At 69.4% G+C, this 16,247-nt stretch carries 5 protein-coding genes; all 5 read right to left on the reverse strand.

Annotated features, from left to right (window positions below; all coding sequences use genetic code 11):
* Window positions 1–72: 72 nt before the first annotated feature.
* The 5 genes from glgB to treZ all read right to left on the reverse strand — a co-directional run bounded on the left by glgB (window position 73) and on the right by treZ (window position 16,140).
* The gene (gene glgB, locus AAHG03_RS10920; RefSeq protein WP_342150677.1) at window positions 73–2,439 is read right to left on the reverse strand and encodes a 1,4-alpha-glucan branching protein GlgB; all 2,367 of its coding nucleotides are present in this window, start codon (window positions 2,437–2,439) and stop codon (window positions 73–75) included.
* A gap of 132 nt (window positions 2,440–2,571) precedes the next feature.
* Window positions 2,572–5,838: a maltose alpha-D-glucosyltransferase gene (treS, locus tag AAHG03_RS10925; RefSeq protein WP_342150678.1), complete on the reverse strand. Its 3,267-nt coding sequence runs from the start codon at window positions 5,836–5,838 to the stop codon at window positions 2,572–2,574.
* A gap of 134 nt (window positions 5,839–5,972) precedes the next feature.
* Complete coding sequence (locus AAHG03_RS10930) at window positions 5,973–9,350, reverse strand: maltotransferase domain-containing protein (protein ID WP_342150679.1); 3,378 nt, start codon at window positions 9,348–9,350, stop codon at window positions 5,973–5,975.
* A 65-nt stretch (window positions 9,351–9,415) separates the two neighbouring features.
* Complete coding sequence (locus AAHG03_RS10935; RefSeq protein WP_412759740.1) at window positions 9,416–14,323, reverse strand: malto-oligosyltrehalose synthase; 4,908 nt, start codon at window positions 14,321–14,323, stop codon at window positions 9,416–9,418.
* A gap of 11 nt (window positions 14,324–14,334) precedes the next feature.
* Window positions 14,335–16,140 carry a malto-oligosyltrehalose trehalohydrolase gene (treZ, locus tag AAHG03_RS10940; protein ID WP_342150682.1) on the reverse strand — a complete coding sequence of 602 codons (1,806 nt, stop codon included), beginning with the start codon at window positions 16,138–16,140 and terminating at the stop codon, window positions 14,335–14,337.
* Between the last annotated feature and the right edge of the window lie 107 nt (window positions 16,141–16,247).

The raw sequence follows: 16,247 nt of genomic DNA on the forward strand, positions 1-16,247 counted from the left end.
CCTCTCCGGAGAGTGCGGAGCGCTGGATTGCGTCAGTTCCGCCTCGCAATGACGGAAGTATGTGAGGGCCGATCAGCCCTCACGCACGAGGATGAGCGTCGCCAGCGGCGGCAGGGTCAGGCGCAGCGAGTGCGGCTGGCCGTGGCTCGCCTCGGCCTCCGACTGCACCCCGCCCATGTTGCCGACGTTCGAGCCGCCGTAGCGCTCGGCGTCGGAGTTGATCGCCTCGCGGTAGTAGCCGCCCACCGGCACGCCGACGCGGTAGCCCTCGCGCGGCACGGGGGTGAAGTTCGAGACCACGATGACGACCTCGCCCTCGGTCTTGCCCTTGCGGGCCCAGGCGATGACCGAGTTGTCGGAATCGTCGGCCACCAGCCATTGAAAGCCGCCGGGCTCGACGTCGCGGGCGTAGAGCGCGGGGGTGCTCGTGTAAACGTGGTTGAGGTCGCGGATCAGATCCTTCACGCCGCCGTGGAGCTTGTCGTCGAGCAGGTGCCAGTCGAGCGACTGGTTGTGGTTCCACTCCCGCTCCTGGCCGAACTCGCCGCCCATGAAGAGCAGCTTCTTGCCCGGATGCCCCCACATGAAGCCGAAATAGGCGCGCAGGTTGGCGAATTTCTGCCAGCGGTCGCCGGGCATCTTGCCCAGCAGCGAGCCCTTCCCATGCACCACCTCGTCGTGGGAGAGCGGCAGCACGAAGTTTTCCGAGAAGGCGTAGAGCAGGCCGAAGGTCAGGTTGTGGTGGTGGTAGCGCCGATGGATCGGGTCCTCGGACATGAACTTCAGGGTGTCGTGCATCCACCCCATGTTCCACTTGAAGCCGAAGCCGAGGCCGCCTGTGTAGGTCGGGTGCGAGACGCCGGGCCATGAGGTGGATTCCTCCGCCACCGTGATGGTGCCGGGGGCGTGGCTGTAGGTCGCCTCGTTGGTCTTGCGCAGGAAGTTGATGGCGTCGAGGTTCTCGTTGCCGCCGTACTGGTTGGGAATCCACTCGCCCGCGCGGCGCGAATAGTCGAGGTAGAGCATCGAGGCCACCGCATCCACGCGCAGGCCGTCGAGATGGTAGTGCTCCAGCCAGAACCGGGCGTTGGCGGTGAGGAAGGCCGAGACCTCCTCGCGGCCGAAATTGTAGATGTAGGTGCCCCAATCCTGATGGAAGCCCTGGCGCGGGTCGGCATGCTCGTAGAGATGCGTGCCGTCGAACAGGCCGAAGCCGTGGGCGTCGAGGGGGAAGTGGCCCGGCACCCAGTCGAGCAGCACGCCGATGCCGGCCTCGTGCGCGGCATCGACGAAGGCGCAGAAGTCTTCGGGCGTGCCGAAGCGGCTCGTCGGCGCGAACAGCGAGACCGGCTGATAACCCCAGGAGCCGTCGAACGGGTACTCGGTGATCGGCAGAAGCTCGATATGGGTGAAGCCGAGTTCCTTGACGTAGGGGATCAGGCGCTCGGACAGCTCCTTGTAGGTGAGGTAGCGGTTGTTTTCGCCCGGCACGCGGGCCCACGAGCCGAGATGGACCTCGTAGACCGACATCGCCGAATGGCGCGGGTCGCCCTTGCCGCGGGCCTCCATCCAGGCCTTGTCCTGCCACGCCGGCTCGCCGAGGCCGTGCAGGACGGAAGCCGTCTGCGGCGGGTGCTGCGCCCGGAAGGCGAGCGGGTCGGCCTTGAGCGGCAGCAGCGCGCCGTCGGGGCCGCGGATCTCGAACTTGTAGTTCTGGCCGGCGACGAGCCCGGGGACGAACAGCTCCCACACGCCGCCGCTGCGCCACAGCCGCATCGGGTGGCGGCGCCCGTCCCACTCGTTGAAGTCGCCGACCACGCTGACGCGCCGGGCGTTGGGTGCCCAGACGGCGAAGCGGTAGCCGTCGATGCCGTCGAGCGTGCCGGCATGGGCGCCGAGCACGCGGTAGACGAGGTTGCTGCCGATCTGGCGCAGGCCGTCGATCTCGTGCTGCTCCAGCGAGGGGCCGAAGCCGTAGGGGTCGTGGCGGCGCGCCGTCGAGCCGTCCCACAGCTCGACCTCGATCTCGTAGAGCGGGCGGCCCTCGCTCTTGACGCCGGCGACGTAGAACCCGTCGGGGTGGACGCGCTCGAACGGCAGGCTCTGGCCGCCGGTTATCAGCTTGGCGCCCTTGGCCTCGGGCAGGATCGCGCGGACCTCCCAGGCGCCGGGGCCGACCTGATGGGGGCCGAGCACGCCGAAGGCGTCGCCGTGGTCGGCCGACATCACCGCGGCGACGGCCTCGGGGGAGAGCGCGGTGTCGCGCGGCTGGGAGACCGGGCGGCCGACCCGCGGCGCGGACTGGTCGCCCGCGAGCGAATCCGTAGGCCGGGGCGCCTGGGCCTCGACCGTGCCTGACCTGTTCGGGACGTCGGCGGCCGCGCGGCCCTCGTTCGAGGGCGTCGCCGAGGCTCGCACCTTGTCGTCCAGAGCCGTCATCCAGTCACCTCTTCCGATGCCGTTTCGATACGACAACGAGCCGGAGCGCTTCGCGCTCCGCCCCGATGTCGCTTCGTGTCCCATGTGGGGCCGGACCGCCGCGGGGCGGGCCCGGCCCTCACGCGGCTGTTCTTAGGCCAACGCGCGGTCGCGCTTGGCCTCGTCCAGCATGTTGAGAACCCCCCGTGCCGGGATTTCGATCCAGTCCGGACGGTTGTTGACCTCGTAATCGACCTCGTAGAGCGCCTTCGTCAGCAGGCTCAGGCGCAGCAGGCGGTCGTGCGTCTCGGCGTCCTGCACGGCGGCCGGGCTGTCGGCGACAGCCTGCGAATAGCCGTCGAGGAAGGCTGCATCGATCATGCCGCGCCACGCGATCGAGGCGTTGCGGGCCCGCTCCTCGCTGTCGCCGAAGCGGGCGGCGATCTCGCGCACCACGGTCTCGGCGCCGTAGGCGAAGGAGCGCAGCATGCCGGCGACATCCCGCAGCGGCGTCGACTTGGCCCGGCGCTGCTCGACCGGCCGCGAGGGCTCGCCCTCGAAATCGACGATGATGAGATCGCCTTCCGAGGCCAGCACCTGGCCGAGATGGTAGTCGCCGTGGATGCGGGTCTTGGTGGCGCCCCGCAGCGGGCCGGAGGAGAGATCGGCGATCAGCGCCTCGACCTCGCCGCGGCGGGAAGCCAAGGCTTCTGCGGCCGAGCCCGGCGACCACGCGGTGATGGCGTCGAGGCCGCGGAAGGCGCGGGTGGCCTGATGGCGGGCGTCGTCGGCGAGCGCCTTGAGGTCGTCGTCGGTGAACGGCTCGACCGCGAAGGCCGCGTCCTCGGTCGGCGTCGCGAACGCTTTGTGCAGTTCGGCCGTGCGGCGACCGAGCAGGATCGCCCAGCGCAGGTGCGAGGCGAAAGCCTCCTCCGGCGTCGGCGCCTCGCTCTCGGGGGCGAGCACGACGGTGTCGAAGTCGCGCCGCAGACCCTCCAGCATCAGGGTCCAGGCGTCGCCCTGGTTCAGCACGAACTTTTGCAGGAGCGCGAGCGCCGTGCGCGTGCCGTCCTCGCTGACGTGTTCCACGACGCCCAGCAGCGCGGGCGTGTTGGCGAAATGCGCCTCTTCCGTGAGGAAGCGGCCGATCTCGATCTCCGGATGGGTGCCGGGCTGGAGACGGCGCAGGAGCTTGAGCATCATCCGGGCGCCGATGGCGATGGAGGTGTTGCTCTGCTCCGCCGAGAGGCGACGCACGTCGGCGGCCTCGAACGGTACCTCGGGGTCGTAGGCCGAGGTGGTCGAGAACACGATCTTTCCGCGCTCCGAGGGGATGGTCGCGCCGTCGCGCATCGCCTCGATCAGGGCCACCGCGAAGGGGGCGGCGGCGGCGGCCTCGTAGAGCAGGCCGGTGCGCGGTCCGCGGCGGACGCGGGCCACCGCATGGTCGAGGAGCGCCTCGTCCTCGCGGCCCTCATCGACGGCGAGCGGCACGAAATAGTCCTGGCGCTCGCCGTTGGCCAGCGTCACCGCCACGCGCGGCAGCAGGAACTTGCCCTCGCCCGCGGCGTCCTTGACGATGGCGCTATCATCGACCTGCACGGCCTTGATGCGCGAGCCCTTGGCGCCGAACCAGCGGCGCGAGTTGATGAAGGCGGGCGCCACCGTGCGCTCGAAGGCGGTGCGCTCGCGGCCCTCGATCAGGGTCTCGACGCCGCCGGTCAGCACCAACGTGAACAGCTCCGGGGTCGCGGGCTGGGGGCCGATCTCGCCCGTGTTCGCCGCCGAGAGCGAGAACCAGTAGAAGCCGTAGGCCGGCAGCGTCAGCAGGTAGGGCAGCTCGCCGATCGCCGGGAACTGGCTGCCGCCGGTCAGCTCGACGGGAATCGCCCCGCGGAGATCCGACAGGTCGAGCTGCACCGCCTGCGGGGCGCGCGAGAGGTTGGCCACGCACAGGATGCGCTCGCCCTCGTGCTCGCGCAGCCACGCCAGCACCTTGCGGTTGGTCGGATACAGGAACTGGATCGCGCCGCGCCCGAGCGCGACGGAGTTGTTGCGGATCGCGATCATGCGCCGCGTCCAGTTCAGGAGCGAGGTCTGCGCCTGGATCTGCGCCTCGACGTTGATCGCGTCGTAGCCGTAGATCGGGTCCTGGATCGCGGGCAGGAACAGCCGCTGCGGGTTGGCGCGGGAGAAGCCGCCGTTGCGGTCTGGCGACCACTGCATCGGCGTGCGCACGCCGTCGCGATCACCGAGATAGATGTTGTCGCCCATGCCGATCTCGTCGCCGTAATAGAGCACCGGCGTGCCGGGCATCGACAGGACGAGGGACTTCATCAGCTCGATCTTGCGCCGGTCGTTCTCCAGAAGCGGCGCGAGGCGGCGGCGGATGCCGAGATTGATGCGGGCGCGCCGCTCGGCAGCGTAGAACGACCAGAGGTAATCACGCTCCTCCGCGGTGACCATCTCGAGCGTCAGCTCGTCGTGGTTGCGCAGGAAGATCGCCCACTGGCAGCCCTCCGGGATTTCCGGGGTCTGGCGCATGATGTCGGTGATCGGGTGCCGGTCCTCGCGGGCGATCGCCATGTACATCCGCGGCATCAGCGGGAAGTGGAACGCCATGTGGCATTCGTCGCCGTCGCCGAAATACTGCGCGGTCTCCTCCGGCCACTGGTTGGCCTCGGCCAGCAGCATCCGGTCGGGGTAGCTCTCGTCGAGCGCCGCACGGATCGCCTTGATGACGTCGTGGGTCTCCTTGAGGTTCTCGCAGTTCGTACCGTCGCGCTCGATCAGGTAGGGGATCGCGTCGAGGCGCAGGCCATCGACGCCCATGTCGAGCCAGTAGCGCATGGTCTCGATGACGGCTTCCAGCACCTTCGGGTTGTCGAAGTTGAGGTCGGGCTGGTGGCTATAGAAGCGGTGCCAGAAATACTGCTTGGCGACCGGGTCCCAGGTCCAGTTCGAGGCTTCCGTGTCGAGGAAGATGATGCGCGTGTCGCCGTAGGGCTCGTCGGTGTCCGACCAGACGTAGAAGTCGCGTTCGGGCGAGCCGGGGGGCGCCTCGCGGGCGCGCTGGAACCAGGGGTGCTGGTCCGAGGTGTGGTTGATGACGAGCTCGGTGATGACGCGCAGGCCCCGCTCGTGCGCCGCCGCGACGAACGCGCGAAAATCCTCCATCGTCCCGTAGGACGGGTTGACGTCGCGGTAGTCGGCGATGTCGTAGCCGTCGTCGCGCAGCGGCGAGGGATAGAACGGCATCAGCCAGATCGCCGTGACGCCGAGGTCGCGGACATAGTCGAGCTTCTGGGTCAGGCCCTCGAAGTCGCCGATCCCGTCATTCGTCGAGTCGAAGAACGACTTGACGTGGATCTGGTAGATGATGGCGTCACGGTACCACTGCGGATCGCTGCGATCGATCATCGCGTCGCTGCCTCACGTCACTTCGAGAGCGGGGCCGGCCCCCAGGGTGCCGGGTTGCGAGCCTGCTGGGCCCGCTTCTTGGCGAGAACGCGACGGAAACGCCGCGTCCTGCACGATCTAACGGCGGGGCCGGTTCAGACAACCCGGCGCGGGCGCAGGCGCCAGACGATCGCCGAGCGCTCAGTAGGGTCGAGCGCGATGCGGTGGCTCTTGCCGTACAGCTCGAACTTGTAGCCGAGCAGCAGGTCCTCGACCTCGACCGCCCCGTCGTCGGGCAGGCCGAACAGCCACAGCGGCACCTCGTAGGTGCATTCCTGGCGGTTCCTCGGGTCGAGGTTGACCATCACGAACACGCAATTGTCCCGCTCGGGCGTGACCTTGGCGTAGGCGATGATGTTATCGTTGAACGCGCCGGTGAAGTGGATATTGCGGAAGTCCCACAGGGCCGGGTTGTCCCGACGGGCTTGATTCAGCTTGATGATGTGCTCGCGGATGTTGCCGGGGCGGTGATAGTCCCACGCCTTCAGCTCGTACTTCTCCGAATCCAGATACTCTTCCTTGCCCGGGTACGGCGCGGCCTCGCACAGTTCGAAGCCGTTGTAGATGCCGTAGACCGACGAGAGCGTCGCAGCGAGCGTTGCCCTGACGATGAAGCCCGGCCGGCCGCTGGTCTGGAGATAGTAGGGATTGATATCGGGGGTATTCGCAAAAAAATTCGGGCGGTAGTACTCGCCCATCTCGCCGGCGAGTTCGAGGGCGTATTCGGTCAGCTCCGCTTTCGTGTTGCGCCACGTGAAGTAGGTGTAGCTCTGCTGGTAGCCGGCCTTGGCGAGCTTCTTCATCATCTTCGGCCGGGTGAAGGCTTCGGCCAGGAAGATCGCGTCGGGGTACTGGGCGTTCACCTCGCGCAGCATCCACTCCCAGAACGGGATCGGCTTGGTGTGCGGGTTGTCGACGCGGAAGATGCGGGCGCCGTGGGCGCACCAGCCGAGCACGATGTCGCGCAGCTCGATCCAGAGCGAGGGCAGCGCGCCGGCGTAGAAGGTGACGTTGGAGATGTCCTCGTACTTCTTCGGCGGGTTCTCGGCGAATTTCAGCGTGCCGTCGGGTCGCCATTCGAACCATTCGGGATGGTTCTTGATCCAGGGGTGATCCGGCGAGCACTGGATCGCGAAGTCGATCGCGACCTCCATGCCGTGGGCGTGGCTCGCCGCGACGAGCTGGCGGAAATCCTCCAGCGTGCCGAGCTCCGGGTGCACCGCCTCGTGGCCGCCCTCCTCGGAGCCGACGGCGTAGACCGAGCCGACATCGCCTTCGAGCGCCTTGAGGGTGTTGTTCTTGCCCTTGCGGTTGGTCTTCCCAATCGGGTGGATCGGCGTGAAGTAGAGCACGTCGAAGCCGAGTTCGCGGATTTCGGGCAGGCGCGCGATCACGTCCTTGAAGGTGCCGTGGCGGTTCGGATCGCCCGATTGCGAGCGCGGGAAGATCTCGTACCAAGCCGAGAACCGGGCGGCCAAGCGGTCGGCGATGACCGGCACGTTCACGGGATAGCGCGAGGCGTTCACCCGCTCGGCGTTGCGGCGGATCAGGGCGGTGGCGTCGGGCGCCAGGATCTTTTCGAGGATCGCGGGTGACCCTTCCGACTCCGCGGCGAGCGCGGCGATCAGGGCGTTCAGCCGCTCCTTGTCGCGGCCCTCGGCGAGGTCGGCGGCGATCTGGACGAGTTCGACGCCCTCGATCATCTCCAGCCGCACGTCCACGCCCGCGTCGCGCTTCTTCAGCGTGTCGCGCATCCAGGACGAGAAGGCGTCGCGCCACGCTTGAATCGTGAACTCGTAGCGGGCGTTCCGCTCCAGCGGGAAGTGGCCGGCCCAGCGGTCGTTGTCGACGAACACCATCGGGTCGCGGCGCCACGCCTCCTCGCCGACGACGCGGGAGAGAACCGCCGCGTTGATGATCTCGTGGCCGTCGGAGAAGATGTCGGCCTCGACCCGCACCTGCTCGCCGACGACGCGCTTGACCGCCGAGCGACCGCCGTCGATCTCCGGGCTCACCGCCTCGATGACGACGCGGCCCTTGCCGTCGGGCGTGGTCGAGGGCGGGGGAGCCGCGACCCGGGCGCGCTCGGCCACGAGAATGCGCAGCTCGCCCGGTGCCAGATCGATGCTGGCACCCGGATGGAAGGCGATGGGCTCGGCATCCGGCGTGCGATCGACGAAGGCGCCGAGCAGGCCGCCGGTCCGCGCGATCAGCGCGCCGGCCTCGACGGGCGCGGGTGCCTCGCCCGGATTGTAGAGCACCAGCGTCGCGGAGTTCGCGGATGCGGCGTGGCCGGTGTCGGTGCGGAACAGGGCGACGAAGGGCGCGTCGGGGGCCGAGAGGCGCATCTGCGCGCCCTCGACATTGGCCGCGGGCACCTCGGCCTTCAGGGCGTTGATCGCCGCCACATAGCCGGAGATGTCGATACCGGTCTCGTGCTCGCGCGCGCCGGGATTGGTGTCCACCACGTGGAGCGAACGGCGATAGCCCCACTCGTAGCCGATCGGCATCAGCACGCCGGCCGAGTAGAAGGCGGCGAGCGCGTAGCGCGCCCTGAGCCGCGCCGCGATCGCCTCCGGCCCGCCGGGGATGTCGGCGGCGAGCCGCGCCATGTCGTGGTTCTCGGGGAAGGCGATGGAGGGCGCCACCACCCGCAGGCGCTCGTACTGCTCCAGGGCCCAGGGCGCCTTGAGGTTCCACCACGCGAACGAGTTGAACAGGTAGTCGAACCCGGCGCCCGCGGTCGCCTGCGCCTCCTCGAAGGTGCAGCCCAGCGTCTCGGCGGCGAACAGCGTCTCCGGCTCGCGCTCCTTGGCCGAGCGGATCAGGGCGCGCCAGACATCCGGCGGCACCTTGTAGGCGGCGTCGCAGCGGAAGCCGCGCACGCCGAGCCCCTGCAGCTTGGCGATGTAGCCGTCGAAGATGCGGGTCAGCTCCAAGCGCGCGTGGTCGGAATGATAGTCGAGTTCGATCAGGTCGCCCCAGACCGTGCGCTTCGACGGATCGTCGGGATCGATCGCCGCCGGGCTCACCGGCTTGCCCTCGGCATCGCGCACGAACAGGTCCGGCCGCTCGTGGAACAGGCGGGCGTTGTCGGCGGTGTGGTTGATGACGAGGTCGCTCATCACCGCGATGCCCTGGGCCTGCGCCGCCTTGCAGAAGCGGGCGATCTGCTCGTCGTCCGAGCCGCCGTCGGCATCGCGGAAGCGCTCGTCGAGCCGGTCGAGGTCGGCCACCGCGTAGAGGCTCTTCGAGCCGCCGGTCTGGTGGAACGGGTTGAGGTAGATCCAGTCGAACCCGAGACCGGCGATCCGCGGCAGCTCGGCGGTCCAGGCCGAGACCGTGCCAACGAGCAGCGGAAACAGGTTGTAGATGCGCGGCCCCTCGGCGCGGGGGGCGAAGGCGGCGGGAAGCGCCACGGTTCCCGCGTCGGTCCGCGTCGCGGGCGTCACGGCGGTGTTCGGTGCGTTCATTCTCGCCTCCGTCTTCTGGCTCGGGCGTCTGTCTGTCTACGGTTCGGTCGTGGGAGGACGGGCCGTCAGGCGGCCCGTCGCAGCACCAGATAGGGCAGGCTCGCGAAGAGCCGACCGAGATCGAGCCGGCCCTCGCCCGCCTCGACGGTCTCGCCACTGACGACATCGGTCCAGCGGCTGCCCGCGGGCACCGTCAGCGTCGTGCCGGCAAACGCCTTGCCGTCCCAGGCACCGTCCGGCGTCAGCCGGGCGACGAGGCGCGGCACGGCGACGATCAGGTCGTCCTCGCCGGTGGTCGCCGCCGAGCGGGTGAAGGCGATGACGTGCTCCGCGCGCTCGCCCTCCGCCGTCAGCGGCCGGTAGTCGGCGTCGGCGTAGAAGGCCGGGCGCGCCGCGCGGTCGGCGAGGAGGCGCGCGAGCGTCGCCTGCTTGATCCGGCCGTCCGACCACGAGCCCATCAGGTCGGCGGGCGCCCTGCCCTCTTCGAGCGCCCGGGCGCGGGCCTCGTAATCGACCGGGCGGCGGTTGTCGGGATCGACGAACGAGAAGTCCCAGAACTCCGTGCCCTGATAGGTGTCCGGGATGCCGGGCAGCGTGCACTTGAGCACCGTGCGGCCGAGCCCCGTGAGCATGCCGAGATAGGCGAGCCGCTTCGCGAAGGGTCGTAGCCGCGCGAGGCAGTCGGAGCCGGGCTTGACCAGTTCGGCGAACAGCGCGTGGACCGCGCCCTCGTAGGCCTCGTCGACATTGACCCAACTCGACCGGCGCTTGCTCTCGCGGAGCGCCTTCTCGGCATAGGCGTCGAGGCGCTTGCGGAAATCCTCGATCGCGCCCGCGTCGTCGCCCTCCAGCAGTTCCAGCGGCCACGCGCCGAGGATCGCCTGGAGGAACATCCACTGGTCGTTGGCGTCGGGCGCTGGCCCGTCCTCAATGGTCTTGAGATGGGGCAGCGAGGCGCGCCGCCACGTATCCCAGGCCCGCGCCCAATCCTCCGGCAACTCGGACAGGGCGAGCTGGCGCGAGCGGGCGTCCTCGCCGCGCTTGGTGTCGTGGGTGGCCGTGGTGATCATCGCGTTCGGCCAGTCGCGGGCGCGCGCGGCCTGGAGCGCGTGGAAATGCTCGGCGTCGATGCCGTACTCGCCGGGATCGCCCCCGACCTCGTTGAGCGCCAAGAGCTCGACGAAGCGGTAGAACAGCGTGTCTTCCAGGCTTTTGGCCATCACCGGCCCGGTGAGCTGCTGGAAGCGGCGGCGGTAGCGCAGGACCACGCCCGGGTCCGGCTGGCCGGCGCCGCCGACCTCGATCCGGCCGAGAAGCGCGTCCGCCGCGAAGTCGTGGACCGAGCGGTCCGGCAGCGCGCTCCAGCGCTTGGCCTTGCGCACGGCCCCTTCGATCAGTTCGACGTCCTCGTCCTCGATCTCGCTCTCGTCGAGATCGCCCGGCAGATACGAGCGGTAGACGGGGAAGCGCGCCACGATCTCGATCAGGGCGCGACGGATCGCGTTGGTCGAGAAGTCGCGGGTGCGCCGGTCGGCGTCGGCGATCTGCTTGAGGTCGCCGGTCATCACCTCCAACTCGGAGGCGAAGCTGATCTCCAGAATCTCGGCCTTGGCGGCGCGGAACTGGAAGCCGTAGGGCTCGTCCACCTCGGTGGCCCACTGGTAGAATTTTTCGATGCGGGGCTTGAGGCCCTGATCGACCAGGATGCCGTCGAGCTGGTTCAGCACGTCGTAGCCGGTGGTGCCGGCGACCGGCCAGTCGCGAAGCTTCTCGCCGGGCTCGAGAATCTTCTCGACCACGATGTAGAAGCCGGGGCCGACCGCGGCCTGGAGCGCGCGGGCGTAGCCGAGCGGATCGGCCAGACCGTCGATGTGATCGATGCGCAACCCGTCGATGCGGCCCTCGCGGATCAAGCGGAACAGCAGGTCGTGCGACTTGGCGAACACGTCCGACAGCTCGACGCGCAGCCCCGCGAGCGAGTTCACGTCGAAGAAGCGGCGGTAGTTGATGTCGCTCGACGCGATCCGCCAATGGGCGAGGCGATAGCTCTGCTGCTCCAAGAGGCGGTGGAGCGGCCCGAAGGAATCGGGGTAGTCGCGGTTGCCGTTGAGGAGATGCAGCGCCCGGTCGATGGCCGCCGCAATCTGCGGCGAGGCGCGCACGGCCGCCGCGAGATCGCGCTTCAGGGCCTCGGCCGCCTCCGGCATGGCGCGGCGGCGCTCAGGGTGCGCCTCCTCGCCAATGGCGCGCAGCTGCTCGGAGATCTTGAGCACGTCCGCCGACATGTCGTCGCCGATCTCGCCCAGCGCGGCGAGCGCCCGGTTGAGGATCGTCGGGTAGTGCAGCGGGCAGATCGGGAACTGGTGCTCGTAGTGCCAGACGCTGAAGGCGCCCGCCGGCTCGTCGAACTTCAGCTCCAGCGTGCCCTTCTCCAGGGCCTCGCCGTAGCGCTCGCCGAGGAAGGGGATGACGAGCTTGCCGTTGGCGCCCAGCCGTTCCCAGTCGATGTCGTAGGCGTTGGCCTGAGGCGACAGGCCGCCCCATTCGAGCACCGAGAGCCACCACGGATTGTCGGCCCCGCCGACGCCCATGTGGTTCGGGACGATGTCGAGCAGGAGCTTCAGCCCGTGCGCGTGCATCGCGTCGGTGAAGCTCCGAAAACCTTCCTCGCCGCCGATCTCCGGGTTGATCTGCGAGTGATCGACGATGTCGTAGCCGTGGGTCGAGCCCGGCCGCGCCCGCTGCAGCGGCGAGGCGTAGACGTGGCTGACGCCGAGCTTAGCCAAGTAAGGAACGATCTTCTCGGCGTCCGCGAAGGTGAAACCTTCGTGGAATTGCAGGCGGTAGGTCGCCCGCGGCGGGGCCGAGCTGAGCCGGGCGGCGCCCGAGCGCGGTCCGCGCGCCTCCGCGGAGAGCGCGGCGGCGAGCTTGGCGAGCGGCCCGCCCGGCGCGGCGATGTCCGACAGGTCGCGGTCGAGCTTGCGCCGCCAGTTCGGATAGCCTTCCGTCGAGCCCGGCACGTTGGCCTGGGAGAGCTCGCCGACGACGTCCTCGTACTGGACGGCCGTCAGGATCGACGGCGCGCGGGCGAGATAGCGCGCGGCGGCCTCGAAGGGTGCGTGTTCCGGCGGCTCGGCGGAGGGGAGAAGCTGCTGCGAGGCCAGCGCTTCCGACAGGCGCCAGCGCTCGGAGACGCGCTCGGTGCGCTCGGATTCGGCCCGCTCGGAATCGTAGAGGCCGAGCGACTGGCGCGTGTCGGTGTCGACGCCGCGCCACCAGCCGACGAAGGTCGGCAGGTCGTGAGTGGTGATCGCGGTGAGCGCGTCGGTCGGGTAGGCGTCCGGCGCCTTGAAGGCCCCGCCCTCCTGCCGCTCGAAGGCGAGGATGCGGTAGCTGAGGATGCCCGACGCCATCAGGGCGTCGGAGAAGCCTTCCGGCGCCGTGCCGAGGTCTTCGGCGATGACGAGGCACTTGGCGCGGTGGCTCTCCAGACGCAGCACCGCCAGCATCGGCTCGAACGGCATGGCGACGTAGGCGCCCTCGCGGGCGGATTTCCCCAGCGGGATCAGGAACAGCCGGGCGAGCTGGAAGGCGTGGTCGATGCGGATCGCGCCGGCATGGCGCATGTTAGCCTTCACCAGCGCGCGGAAGGCCTTGAGGCCGTCGCGCTCCATCTCCAGCGGATCGAAGGCGGGCAGGCCCCAATCCTGGCCCTTGGGGGCCAGGAGGTCCGGCGGCGCGCCGATGGAGACGCCGTTGGCGAAGCGCTCGGGGTGAGACCAGATCTCGGAGCCGCCGCGGTCCGCACCCACCGCGAGGTCGCGGTAGAGGCCGAGCCGCATGCCGGTTTCCAGCGCGATCTCGGACGAGGCTTTGAGCTGCCCGTCGGCGAGGTATTGCAGGAAGACGTGGTAGCCGACGCGACCGGCGTGGCCCTCGGCGAAGGCCCGGACGGCCTCGGTGCCGGCCCGGCGGTACTCCTCGGGCCAGTCGCCGAGCCAATGGGCGCCCTGCCCCCGAAAATGCTCGGAGAGCGCGTCGAAGGTCGCGTGCGATTCGAGGTTCTCGCTGCCCTCCTCGCGGAAGGCGTCGAAGGCGGCATCCTCGCCGCGGCGGGCCGCCGAGTCCTCCCAGTAGGCCTCAAGGACGGGGCTCAGCACCTCCCAGACGCCGGCGTGATCGACGAGCGCGGTGTCGCGCAGCGACCCGATGCGGGCGCGGTGGGCTTCGAGCACCTCCGCCGCGCGGCTCTCCGCAAAACCCGGCAGGGCGCCGGGCTCGATGTAGAGCGTTTCGAGAAACAGCCGCGAGGACGGCGAGTAGGGCGAGATCTTGGTCCGGTCGCTCGGAAACAGCGCGTGGGCCGGGCTGAGGCCCAGGAACGAGGCGCCGCGCAGGCCCGCGTCGCGGGCGGCGCGGCCGGCATCCGCATAGGTGCCGATTCCGAGATTGGTCGGCGAGCGCAGGCCGTAGAGCTGGGTCGCGAGGCCCCAGTCGCGGGCGCCGTCCTCGGCGTAGGCGCGCGGGCGCCAGCAGCGCTGCGGCGCGGCGACGACCCAGCTGTTGGACTTGGCCTCGCCGAAGCTCACGGTGAGCCGGTGATAGCCCGGCGTCAGCGGCGGCAGATCGAAGCCGGGGCCGTCGGCGGACGGCGTCAGCGCGGCGCGGCCCTCGCGGGCGCGGTCGTGCTCGTCCACCAGCCGCCACGCGACGGTGCCGGTGGTCTCGTTCGTTCGCAGCTTCACGCGTAAGGCGCGGCGCGCCTCCGCGGCCAGCAGCGGCGGCGCGAGGCCTGCGCGCACCGCTTCGACGGCCTCCAGGCTCCGGGCGATCTCTTCGGGGTTGCCGGCCGGGAAGCCGAGGGCTTCGAGCATGCCGCGCCGCACTTCCAGCGGGGTATCGACCCGCTGCCCGAAGGCGTCGGTGAAGCCGTCGGCGATGCCGACGAGGGAAGCGAGGGTTTCCAGAGTCACGTCGCGTCCGCTCACTTCACGTCACCGAGGAGAAACAGGCCGCCCCAGGGGCCGAGCTGCCCGCTCTGGCGCGAATAGCCGTTCGACCAGATCACCTGACCGCCGCCGACATCCACCGCGTGGTCGTCGTCACCGAAGTTGGCGACGAAGCGCAGCGAGCCGCCCTCGTAGCGCCATGTCACGTCGATCACGCCCGGCGCCGAGAGGTCCGTGGTCGCGCCGCGATAGGCGGTCTTGGTCAGGGGCACGACGTTCTGGTGGCGGATCTGGAGCAGGTTGCGGGTGTCGGCCCAGACCGCGCGGTGCGGCTCGCGCTCGGCCTCGTCCCAATCGATCTTCGAGTCCGAAAAAGTCTTCTCCTCCGTCGGATCGGGAATGACGGAGGTGTCGTCGGCGAACGCCGCAAAACTCTTGAACTCGCGGCGGCGCCCCTCGCGCACCGCCTTGTTCAACTCCTCGTCCGGCGCGAAGTCGACGAAGAACAGGAACGGCGCCGAGGCCGACCATTCCTCGCCCATCCACAGCATCGGGATCTGCGGCGCGAGCAGCAGCCCGGCCCGGGCCAGCGCCAGCTTGCCGGGATCGGCGAGGTGGCTCAGCCGCTCGCCGAGTGCGCGGTTGCCGACCTGATCGTGGTTCTGGAGGAAGGTGACGAAGGCGGACGGCGGCAGATGGCCTGAGGGCTCGCCGCGGGGATGGTTGTCGAGCGTCGGGAAGGGTTCGCCCTGATAGGCGAAGCCCTCGGCGAGGCTGCGGGCGAGATGCTCGATCGGCCGATCCGCGAAGCTCGCGTAGTAGCCGGCATCCTCGCCCGTCAGCAGCACGTGCCAGCCGTGATGGAGGTCGTCGGCCCATTGCGCGGTGTGGAGGATCGGCTTGGCCCCTCCGTCGCGCTCCAGCCAGGAGGCTTGGTTCGCCTCGTTCTCGAGGATCAGGTGGACGTGGCGGTCCGGGAAACTTTTGCGGATCGTCTCGGCCAGCTCGGCCAGGAAGTGCTTTTGCGAATCGTCGAGGATGGCGTGTACCGCGTCGAAGCGGATGCCGTCGAAATGGTATTCCTCCAGCCAGTAGAGCGCGTTCTCGATGAAGTAGTCGCGCACGACGCGACCCGACTCCTTGCCGTCGAAGTTGATCCCGGCGCCCCAGGGCGTCTGGTGGCGCTCGGTGAAGAAGGTCTTGGCGTAGGAATGGAGGTAGTTCCCGGCCGGGCCGAAATGGTTGTAGACGCAATCGATCAGCACCATCAGGCCCTTGGCATGGGCGGTGTCGATCAGGTGCTTCAGCTCCTCCGGGCGGCCGTAGGCCGAGTCCGGCGCGTAGGGCAGCACGCCGTCGTAGCCCCAGTTGCGGGTGCCCTTGAAGTCGGCGAGCGGCAAGAGTTCGATCGCCGTGATGCCGAGATCGATCAGGTCGTCCAGGCGCTTTTCCAGGCCGGTATAGGTGCCCTCGGGGGTCGCCGCGCCGACATGCACCTCGTAGACGACGGCCTCTTCCCAGGGGCGACCCTTCCACTCCGCGTCGGTCCAGTCGAACGTGGCCGGATCGATGACTTCGGACAGGCCCGAAACGTCCTCCGGCTGGAAGCGCGAGGCCGGGTCCGGCACCACGAGGTCGCTATTGATCCTGAAGCCGTAGCGGGCGCCGGCCTTGACGCCGGGCAGCGTCGCCACGCGCCAGCCCTCGCCGGCCTCGGGGATCGGATGATCCGTGCCATCGACCACGAGGGTCACGTCGTCGGCGGTGGGGGCCCAGAGGGCGAACCGCACCCCGTCCTCGGCCGCTTCGCTGCCGAACCGCATCGCATGGGCGCGCCGCATCAGGCCACCGCTCTCCGCTGGAAGGTCAAAGGTCGTGTCGGCCCGGCGGGCGTGTCCTCGTGTCTCACAAGGCGCCGCGCCACAGCTTGTTCCCCACCGTCGCAGTT

Origin of the sequence: Methylorubrum subtropicum (genome assembly GCF_038442325.1) — a bacterium.
GTDB lineage: Bacteria > Pseudomonadota > Alphaproteobacteria > Rhizobiales > Beijerinckiaceae > Methylobacterium > Methylobacterium subtropicum.

Bases quoted from the DNA above. Each gene is read 5' to 3' on its own strand.
- glgB (WP_342150677.1), bottom strand. From the start codon at position 2,439: ATGACGGCTCTGGACGACAAGGTGCGAGCCTCGGCGACGCCCTCGAAC.
- treS (WP_342150678.1), bottom strand. From the start codon at position 5,838: ATGATCGATCGCAGCGATCCGCAGTGGTACCGTGACGCCATCATCTAC.
- AAHG03_RS10930 (WP_342150679.1), bottom strand. From the start codon at position 9,350: ATGAACGCACCGAACACCGCCGTGACGCCCGCGACGCGGACCGACGCG.
- treZ (WP_342150682.1), bottom strand. From the start codon at position 16,140: ATGCGGCGCGCCCATGCGATGCGGTTCGGCAGCGAAGCGGCCGAGGAC.